The sequence below is a fragment of the Sebaldella sp. S0638 genome (assembly GCF_024158605.1).
In the GTDB taxonomy this organism is placed as follows: Bacteria; Fusobacteriota; Fusobacteriia; order Fusobacteriales; family Leptotrichiaceae; genus Sebaldella.
The window spans coordinates 1-9265 of the sequence record NZ_JAMZGM010000103.1; the positions used below are offsets into that span (position 1 = coordinate 1).

At 34.1% G+C, this 9265-nt stretch carries 13 protein-coding genes; all 13 read right to left on the reverse strand.

Going from position 1 to position 9265, the window contains the following annotated elements:
- Nucleotides 1-39 precede the first annotated feature (39 nt).
- On the reverse strand, nucleotides 40-225 hold the full coding sequence (locus NK213_RS17630; protein ID WP_253351633.1) for a hypothetical protein: 186 nt from the start codon (nucleotides 223-225) through the stop codon (nucleotides 40-42).
- The gene (locus NK213_RS17635; RefSeq protein ID WP_253351635.1) at nucleotides 218-694 is read right to left on the reverse strand and encodes a hypothetical protein; all 477 of its coding nucleotides are present in this window, start codon (nucleotides 692-694) and stop codon (nucleotides 218-220) included. Before NK213_RS17635 ends, NK213_RS17630 begins: the two co-directional genes overlap by 8 nt.
- Nucleotides 691-1215, reverse strand: coding sequence for a hypothetical protein (locus NK213_RS17640; RefSeq protein WP_253351637.1), 525 nt, complete (start codon nucleotides 1213-1215; stop codon nucleotides 691-693). The genes NK213_RS17635 and NK213_RS17640 overlap by 4 nt, the downstream gene beginning before the upstream one ends.
- Nucleotides 1216-1217: 2 nt before the next feature.
- The gene (locus tag NK213_RS17645; protein WP_253351639.1) at nucleotides 1218-1535 is read right to left on the reverse strand and encodes a hypothetical protein; all 318 of its coding nucleotides are present in this window, start codon (nucleotides 1533-1535) and stop codon (nucleotides 1218-1220) included.
- Nucleotides 1535-1891: a hypothetical protein gene (locus tag NK213_RS17650; RefSeq protein WP_253351641.1), complete on the reverse strand. Its 357-nt coding sequence runs from the start codon at nucleotides 1889-1891 to the stop codon at nucleotides 1535-1537. Before NK213_RS17650 ends, NK213_RS17645 begins: the two co-directional genes overlap by 1 nt.
- Before the next feature lies 1 nt (nucleotide 1892).
- Complete coding sequence (locus NK213_RS17655) at nucleotides 1893-2909, reverse strand: major capsid protein (RefSeq protein ID WP_253351643.1); 1017 nt, start codon at nucleotides 2907-2909, stop codon at nucleotides 1893-1895.
- 13 nt (nucleotides 2910-2922) lie between these two features.
- A complete protein-coding gene (locus tag NK213_RS17660; RefSeq protein ID WP_253351645.1) occupies nucleotides 2923-3273 on the reverse strand; it encodes a hypothetical protein in 351 nt (116 codons plus the stop codon).
- Nucleotides 3274-4350, reverse strand: coding sequence for a head maturation protease, ClpP-related (locus NK213_RS17665; protein WP_253351647.1), 1077 nt, complete (start codon nucleotides 4348-4350; stop codon nucleotides 3274-3276).
- Nucleotides 4347-5966 carry a phage portal protein gene (locus tag NK213_RS17670; protein WP_253351649.1) on the reverse strand — a complete coding sequence of 540 codons (1620 nt, stop codon included), beginning with the start codon at nucleotides 5964-5966 and terminating at the stop codon, nucleotides 4347-4349. The genes NK213_RS17665 and NK213_RS17670 overlap by 4 nt, the downstream gene beginning before the upstream one ends.
- A gap of 19 nt (nucleotides 5967-5985) precedes the next feature.
- Nucleotides 5986-6207: a DUF6148 family protein gene (locus NK213_RS17675; RefSeq protein WP_253351651.1), complete on the reverse strand. Its 222-nt coding sequence runs from the start codon at nucleotides 6205-6207 to the stop codon at nucleotides 5986-5988.
- Nucleotides 6208-7992, reverse strand: coding sequence for a phage terminase large subunit family protein (locus tag NK213_RS17680; RefSeq protein WP_253351660.1), 1785 nt, complete (start codon nucleotides 7990-7992; stop codon nucleotides 6208-6210).
- Entirely contained in the window at nucleotides 7967-8689 is a 723-nt protein-coding gene (locus NK213_RS17685; RefSeq protein ID WP_253351662.1) for a hypothetical protein, read from the reverse strand. The genes NK213_RS17680 and NK213_RS17685 overlap by 26 nt, the downstream gene beginning before the upstream one ends.
- 132 nt (nucleotides 8690-8821) lie before the next feature.
- Nucleotides 8822-9181, reverse strand: coding sequence for a hypothetical protein (locus NK213_RS17690; RefSeq protein WP_253351664.1), 360 nt, complete (start codon nucleotides 9179-9181; stop codon nucleotides 8822-8824).
- Nucleotides 9182-9265: the final 84 nt, after the last annotated feature.

Sequence of the window (9265 nt, forward strand, 5' to 3'; positions counted from 1 at the left end):
CATTTCGGACACCTGCCTTCTCTCAATTAGTTTACACAATCAAGATTTTTGTGTCCACTTTTTCATACTAACACCATTTGTCACTTCCGCCTCCTTCTCTACTTCTTTAGTCTCCTGCTCTGTATTTTCGCCTGTTCCTGTTTTTTCTTCTTTTGTTTCATCCAGTTCTTTTCCTTCTACAATTACTTTTTCATCATCTTTTTTTTCTGTTTTAGGCTTAGCCATTGTATATTTCCTCCTCTAAATTAGTGTTTATTACGGGAACTTTGAAAGTAATATTCATCTGAAACCAGATATATGGTTCCGGCTGTTCCGGATTCAGTAACCCTTGTATACTGTTACGATCCACATAGTATTCGCCCAGCCTTCCTGTTGCTATCATTTCCTGTTTTATTCGCTCGTATATATTTATACAATCATGATAAGCTTCTTCTTCAAATTCTGGAGCGTACATTCCAATGAGAATGTTATATGTCAACTCCGCATTTGAAATTCCATTCTGCAGTAAATACTTATCATTGTTAAAAGTTACTAATATACAAGGGTAAAAATTCACATCTTCGTTTATCTCTCTGCCAGGTAGAAAACCCCGGAAAAATTTTAAAGATTCTCTACCTTTTACACTGTTATATTTATCATGTTCAAAAATTCTTTTTAATGTCGAAATCATGTTATCCTCAATATTAACAATCATTTTAATATCCTTCCTATTTCATGTGTTATCCTTTTTTCCATATTTTCCATCACTTTTTCTTCTATATCATCTAATATAGACTGTTCCCCCAGCATTTGTGGCGAACTTGGACCATGTAGTAATTTTATCGGGTATCTCTTATCTGTTTTTCTCTGAAAAGCTCCCTTTTGAATTAGAAAACCTTTTGAAATTGGTTTTAGTCCGCCTTTTTTTATTGAGGCTGTCAGCTTCTTTTTACTCCTTACAACCTTTGCCGGGTTTAACTTAAAAGCTGTAAGCGGTAATGGTGTACCAGATGATTTTATTATTCCGCCTATCGGGCTTTTTATAACAGACATAGAGCCTGCTACTTCTCCAGCTTTTGCTGTATATTTTTCCCGTACTTTTCTCTTCATGTCTGTTTTGGTCATATTTATTACTCTATTTGATGCAAGTTTTGACACTTGGGCTACTTGCTTAGGGGTTAAGTCCAATTTACTAATTATTTTTTCTACATTCCTAGTATTTACAGTTATTTTCATTATTATTCCTCGTATTTCTGTAAATCTATTTCATATACTCCATTTTTCTCTTTAGAATCCAGTATTTTATATTTTTTATTATCAATTAATAAATCTCGGTCAGCTTTTGGTTTAGCTGGAAGATCTTCAACTTGAATAAATAAGACTAGACAGTTTTGTATTATCCCTTCTGCCTCAAGTTCCTTATGTTTTTCCTTAAATAATGTTTCATCTATAACAACTTTTACATTGTTTCCATTCACATTTCGGTATTCTGCAAACTCATTCAAATTGAAAAATACATTTTTATTATCTCTTGCTACTGCTTCTTTAAAGTTCATTACATTTCCTCACTTATAGTAAGCTTATTTATTAATTCCAGTATTTTGTCTTTCTTTTTTACTTCTGTTAGTTCTATGTTATTTTCTGCTGCTATCTCCTCCAGCTCTGCAATCGTTTTTTTGTCCAGTTCTTCATATGTCAGTTTGATTTCTTCATAATCTTCTTCCTCTTTTTCACCAGGTGGTATTTCTGGAGTTTTTATCTCTCCTTCCAAAATTTCGACTTTTTCAACCTCTGCAATCTCTGCATATCCTGCTTTTATAAATTCCTGCTCTTCTTTTGAACTTAAATCTATTTTTTGTCCTTTTTTGTATTCCTTTCCGTCTTTCCTGAAATTTACTAATAGTTTTATCATATTACACCACCTTTGAATAATAATGTGCATCAACATCTTCTGGTACAATAAGCGGTGCCGAAGCTAATCTTAAATACTCATTATCTTCTGCTTCATCTACCCAATGTTTCGGTATTCTAGTACCTACGAAAATTTGTTTTTTCTTATCTACCATTTGTGCTATTGCCCCATAATGAACTGACATTGATTTTGCCCTGCAGGCTATAACTCCGCCATCCGGAATTATTGATTCATTTTGCATTGTTAAGGGATTTACAACCCAGTCAACATAAGTATAAATATCCACATTCAAATCCGGTATTGTTCCTAAAAATGTTGTTCCATCACCTAAACTACGTGGATTTACTCTTAATTGGTCTGCCTGTGTCAATTTTAACTGCTCTATTACTTTTGCATGATTTCTGAAAGCTTTTGCTGCTTTTGGAGTTAAAACCACACTATCTACTATTACTCCTGTATCTTCCTGTATTTGTAACTGCCATCTTCTTATATCCTCAATTGGATTACTTCCGGCATTATCCCATTTGTCTGTTCCTCCCAGTACTTCTATGTTAGCAGAACCATATTTTATGGCCCTGTCTGTTGTTTTCCCTTTCATTGGTACAATTCCAGTAGACAGGTACTGTCCTAACATCCACAACTCTCTTCTTATTATTGCTTCATCCAGCTCCTTTAATTCTTTTGCAACTTGTGTTAGTCCTTCGTCAGCTCCGCTTACAGCATTTCCATATATTGTCTGCCCGAATTGCTGTTCAAGAAGTTCATTTGCATTTGCCCGTCTAAAAGGTTTTATTATTCCTGGTTCAAATTCTCTTACTTCAAAACCTTCTTTTTCTAAAAGTTCTCCGCCTATATACGGTGCTGTAAATGGTGCCATTATTCTTCTTGATTTCTTGAAATGAATTTCAAATTTTCTTGTCTTATGTGTTTCTACTGATCCCATTAATAAAGTCCATAAAAATAAATTAGGTCTTTTTGTTTGTAGTAATGCTGCTATTAATGTTTTTAAGTCATACATTCTTTTTTTCCTCCTATGATATTATTATTGATAATTTTCTTGCTGGTTTTACTAATTTTTCCTTGTCAAATCCTGTTTCTACAATTAAGGCAGACATATTAAATTCTCCGGTAAAATAGACCTGAATTAACCCTTCGTCTTTTAGTTCCTTAGTTTCCAGAACTACAGCATGGATATTTGTTTCATCAAATCCTGTTCTTCCTATGAGATCACAAGTTCCGTCGTCCTTCTGGCCTATTACCATTCCTCTTTCCCATACTCCAGCTGGTAACTTCGCTGTTTTCACCAGTTCTTTTATTGTCATTCCATTTAAGAGATTGTCTCCCTTTTTTTCCATTGTTATTTCTTCTTGTGGTATCGGCATTTATTCCACTCCTCTCATTTTATTTATTATTGCTGCTATCCCTGTTGCGTTTGCTTCTATTGTTTCTGTTTGTCCTTCTGTTTCTGGCTTAATTTCATTTATCTCTGCACTGTCTTTTACCATCTTTTCTATTTCTGTTTGCCCTAATTGTTTTTGATAATTTAGGATATCCAGTGCCAGCTCTGCCTTTGTTTTCCCTTCTTTTTTAGCATTAATAATAAGTTCCTGATTTTCTGTCGTTCCTGCTATTTCATCTATTGCAAGCATTCTAGCTCTTTCTTCTTCTATTGCTGCATTACGTATTGAATTATATATATCAGAATAACTATTTTTGATAATTTCCGCTGTTATTTCTGTTTTTTTTGGTTCATTTTGATTATTATTTGCTCCCATTTTATTTATTTCCTCCTCTTTATTTTTAGTATTAAGATTTAAAAAACTTGTTACAGGAAATTTTGAATATCTGTTAACGTCATAACTTACGCCATTTATCATTAACATTTTATTTTCAATTTCTCCGCCTATTTCCTCTTTGTCTATTTTAGTTATGAACCCTTTTTCTAGTGCTTCATCTGCACTTAGCCATGTTTCATTATCCAGCATTTGAATAATTTCCTCTTTTGACAAATTACTTCGCTCCATATATGTGTCTATTAGGCTGTCTCTTAATTTATCAAGTGTATCAGCTCTTTTTCTCATTTCTTCTGCTGTTCCTATTACTCCGCTACTTGGATTGTGTATCATTAACCATGCATTTATAGGCATTATTATTTCTGTTCCTGCCATTGCTATTATTGAAGCTATACTTGCCGCTATTCCGTCTATATATACTTTTTTCACAGTTGCACCATGACTTTTTATAGAGTTATGTATAGCTATTCCGGCAAAAACTTCGCCACCACTTGAATTTATCCTTATTGTTAAGACTTCAACGTCTCTTATTTCGTCCAATTCATCATTGAATTCTCTTGCTCCCACGCTGTTAGGGTTCCACCAACTAGGGTCTCCTATGTCTCCGTATAGCCTTATTTCCCCTTCTCTTGTTCCATTCCTTATTACATTCCAGAACTTCTTCAATTTTCTTCACCTTCTTTCTCATCTTCTTCATTTTCTTTTTTACGTCCGGCTCCTTCTCTTTTTCCTCCTCTGTTATCTGTTCCTTCTTCTTCAGACTGTACAGTTTCTTCTTTTGATTTAACATTATTAGCTATTCCTAAATTGTCCATTATCTCCTTCTCTTTTCTTAATTGCTCTGCGTTTTTCTCCCAGTCGCCGCCGTTCATTTCCATTGTTTCCTGTGTTCTTGTTGTAATTCCTAAGTTTATTCTTTTTTCAGCTGCCACAACTTCTTTCAACGGATCTATTTGTCCTTGACTTGGCCCATACCACATACATTTATATAAGGCCTCACGATATAGAGGGTCTTTTTTATATCTTTCTTTATTTATGTGCGGTAATTTTCCAGAGTACACCAATAAGTCAATAAATTGTTCATATACCGGGTTACAGAACTGTTTTATTAAAAAGTATCTTCTGTATTTCACAAATTTCCATAACTCCAATAAGGCCGCTCTTGAGGCACTATATGAACTGCTAAAATGTTTCAATAATGATTCAAAAGGAATTTCTAAAGCTGCTCCGATATTTCGGCATATTGAAGTTACAAACGATTCAAATGAGGCATTTTGCCTGGCGGGATTTACAACACTTGCCCTTTCTCCTTTATCAAGTGCCATTATATTTCCTTGTCCTAATTCCAGAGTACTCTCGTCTTCCTTATCTATTTGATCTTTTTCTGATATTCCGCCTCCCTTTCCTAATGGTTCGGTTATATCCGGTGTTTCTATAAATACTGTGAAAAAACTTGCTATTACTGCTGCATGTAACTCCGCTTTTTGGTATCTATCCAACTGTTTTAAGTCTTCTATTACATGAGCAAGATAAGGGACTCCCCTTCTCTGTGCTGGTCTTTCTGCAAGCATAATGTGGAGTATATTTCTTTTTTGGCTTGTTCCGCCTCTTAATGTTATTCTCTTTGTTTGCATACTCTTTTGTTTTATGTGATATGCCACTATTTTTCCATTTTGTAGCTCTACACCATTTTTTATATCTGCTCCGCCACTTCCTAAGCCTGCCCCTACTTGGTCACCTTCAATTACCTGTAGTTTTAAATATCCGTCTTTTTCAACCGGAAGTAACACAAAGACATCACCAGACATTAATTGTGACAACATTACGAGGTTTTGAACTTCCTCAAAGCTTTCTTCCCTAAAAAGTCCACAGTTTTTACTCCAGTATTGATATTCTCTTTCTATGATTTTCTCTATTTCCGTTTTCTGCTCTTCCTTTAAATCTAAATATTCATAATCAATACTTGGTTTTGCTTTCAGTCCTGTCCCTACTGCATTAGTTGTTATATTTTTTATTGCAGCTGTAGCTACTGTTGAACCCTGCCATAAGCTCCGTGAACGCTTAACTAATATCTCATGATTTTCTCCGATATCTTCGTCAGCCGTTCCACTGTCTGCATTCATACCTTTTAATGCTTTTTTTCTTCGACTGGCTCCGTGTTCGTCATATCCTTTATTAACAATTTTAAATACTTCCATTTTTTCTCGGTATAAAGTTCTCTTTAATCCTGCTTCTGGATTAATTACTCCAACCGCTTTATCTATAACGTTTCCTATTCCCATTTATTTTACTTCCTCCTTCCTACCTATCCCGTGGTATTACTCCGTATATCTTCCTTCTCCTTCCTCCATTTTGGGCTAATTCAAGTTGTTTTTTCCAATATTCTATTCTTTCTCTTACTTCTGCTGCATTTGCTCTTGTTAAATTTTGTGTTCCTATCTGATAACTTTTTCCAGTCGCAAGGGCAAAGTCAGCATCAAGCCATGATTGCAAATGTTTTCTACATTCTTCTACTGTAAACATTTATATTACTCCTTTCGAAATCACTTTTCTTTTTCTTACTCTTATTGTCCTTGTGTTATAGTAATCACCCCGTGGTAATTTGTATAAAGCTTCTAATTGTGGGCTTAAAATGTCAAAAGCTGCCATAGCATAGTTTCTGCAATCCAAAGCCTCGTTATTTTTCCTTAATTTTTTCCATATTATTTTTCCGTTATCCTGAATTATCATTTTTTCTGATGTTAATGATAAAAAATATTCTGCATCATATTTTTTCTCTTCTTCAATTGGAAAATGACAATATTTAGGTCCCGGATTTTCTATGCTAAGTCTTGAATATATATTTGCTTTTCCTCCGTCAACTCCTACCATAAATAGATTTACACCAGCTTTATTATTTTTACTTGGCTTACTTGTTAGCGGTACTCCTTCTCCACCTTTTCCTTTTATTGCAAACCAGCGTTTAAATTCATTAGGTTTTACAAATTTATATACACTATCAGTGTTATGTCCCCCTGAATCTATGCATACACAGGATATTGTTACTTCTGTTCCATTTGAATATTGAAATTTTTTATCAAGGAACATTTCCAATTGTTTCCATACATGATCTTGAGCTGGGTCTCCTACAAATACTTTGTACTCTATACCCCATGATTCTTCACCTAAACCCCAGCCGACAACTTCCACCTCAAGTCTATTATCCTGAGTATCTACTCCAGCAGTCAGTACAAGAACATCATCAGGTACTTCACAATTATAATATTCACGTTTTTCTAAAAGTGCTGTATCATTTACCGTTTTTCCTCCAGCCTCCCAAACTTCACCAAGAGAAGTATTAATGAAAGTTTGAAGTAATGGAATATCATCTTTTGTTTTTAAAAAATCATCTCTTATGTCTTTCCATTTCCGCCATGGTGAGGCAAGTTCATTTAAATGAAAGCCTCTTGTGCTTCCTTTATATTCTAGGTTTGTTACTATCCAAGTACCTGTTTCCTTCTTCCATTCCTTTTCATCACTCATTACACCACAGTGACTGCAAGTCATTTTTAACGTTTCAAAATCTAATGATTCTCTGAAAGTTGGTATATGATAATCTCCACATGCCGGGCATTTTAAAGCCCATTCTTCCATAGTAGAGTTCTTATATTCTTTCTCTATTCGTGATACTCCTGCTATTGTTGGTGTTGATACATATATTAATTTCCGGCTGTCTGTATAGGCTATTGTTCTTTTTTCGGCCAGTGTTAAAGGATCTCCTTCGCCACCTATATTTTCTCTGAATCTGTCTACTTCATCTGCTAATAATACTTTTATTGACCTTGACGACAAATCTGATGTTGAATTAGCTCCGGCCAATGCAAGACTTCCACCTGGAAAACTCTTATACAATGTTGTATTTCCCATATCTCTTGACTCTTTATCAATAACTTTATTTCTGATTCTTTTATTTGCCTTTATCATTGGCATTAATCTGTCTTTGGAAAATGCTTTTAAAAGTTTATCTACTGGCATTACCAACATCATAGGACAGGCTTTATAGTCAATGTAATATGCTATTATCATTAATAAAATTACTGTCTTTCCTACCTGTGCAGAACTCATTATTACTACTTTTCTTACATCACGATCTGAAACTGCATCCATTATTCCTTTCTGATATGGTGCTCTGTTCGGTCTCCACCGTCCTGGCTCCGCTGATGATTCACTTGTTAAAACCATATATTTTTCAGCATATTCACTTATCGTGAGTTTTGGAGGTGGTTCTAGCAATTTTAAGACTTTATTTACTGATTTCAGAATTTTCATTGTTCTCGCCCTCGTCTTCTGTATCAGTCATCAAATCTTTACTTTTATATTCTTCGGAATCAACATTCATCAATTCTTCCAATGCCTGCATCACTTCTAATTCAAGTTCTTCTTCTATTACTCCACTGCTTTCTTCTCCTGCTAATTTCACTGCCAACTTTGAAGGGATATTAAGAAGTCTGGCCTTAAAAATTTCTATTAACCGGCTCCATACTTTTTCAACATCTGCCGCCTCATATATTTCACCTCTCATTTTTTGAAGTTTTATTTCCTTTTCTTCACTTCTCTTTTTTAAAAGGATTATTTCTTCTTTGGTTTTTTCCTCTTTCAAATCAACAACTTTTACCCCATCCTCTGTTTCTATTTCCCCGAAAATTTTACTTTGTGATTCTATATAGTTTTTTACACTTGATATAAATTCATATTCACCTTTCCGAACCCTTATTATCACTTCATCTTCTGTTAGTTGTTGTATTCTCCGCTCTGTTAAATCAAGAAAACTTGCTAGCTCTGCCAATCTTACAACTTCCGGAATTTTATATCTTTCATACAAAACGAAATCAGTTATGTTAGATAAATCATAGCTTCCACTACTGTTTTTCGTTATAATTTTCTCTTTTTCCAACTCCATTATTCGCTTATTTGACATATCTAAAAGCGTTGATAATTCTTTCTTTGTTAATGTTTTCGGCAACATTTTTTCACCTCCCTAAACGAAACGAAACGATATTTTTTTTAATACATAAGTAGACAGAACTTGGGCTCGCCAGACCCTCGGGCTCTTATATTCTCCAGAAGTACCTTACATATATTTTGATTTTTGATTTTCTCAATTGAATTTTATTTGCTTCTTATATTTGATTTCGTATTCATCTAATTTATATATTAAGGCTTCAAAGTCTTTCTTCATTTCGCTCTTTCTTATATATCGTAAGGTCTGTACCTTCTCCCCTTCATCTGTTGTATATATTGTTATATCTATTACATAACCTTTACTTAATACTAATTGCTTTCTTATTCCTCTTATGTCTGTCACATATATTTCTGTTCTATCAAAGTCATTGAACTTCAAGACAGTGTCATTAAATCCCTGCTCTTTTTCTTCTGATACTGGAACTTCCAACCCAAACAATACAATAAGTATTAATATGAAGAATATTATTCCCAGCAGATATAATAACTTATTCAATACTGCCGGGAGCCTGTGATAAAAAGTCTGTAAATAAAAAAATCTTTTTATGATAAACTAAAAACAGGAGGACTTTATTATGAA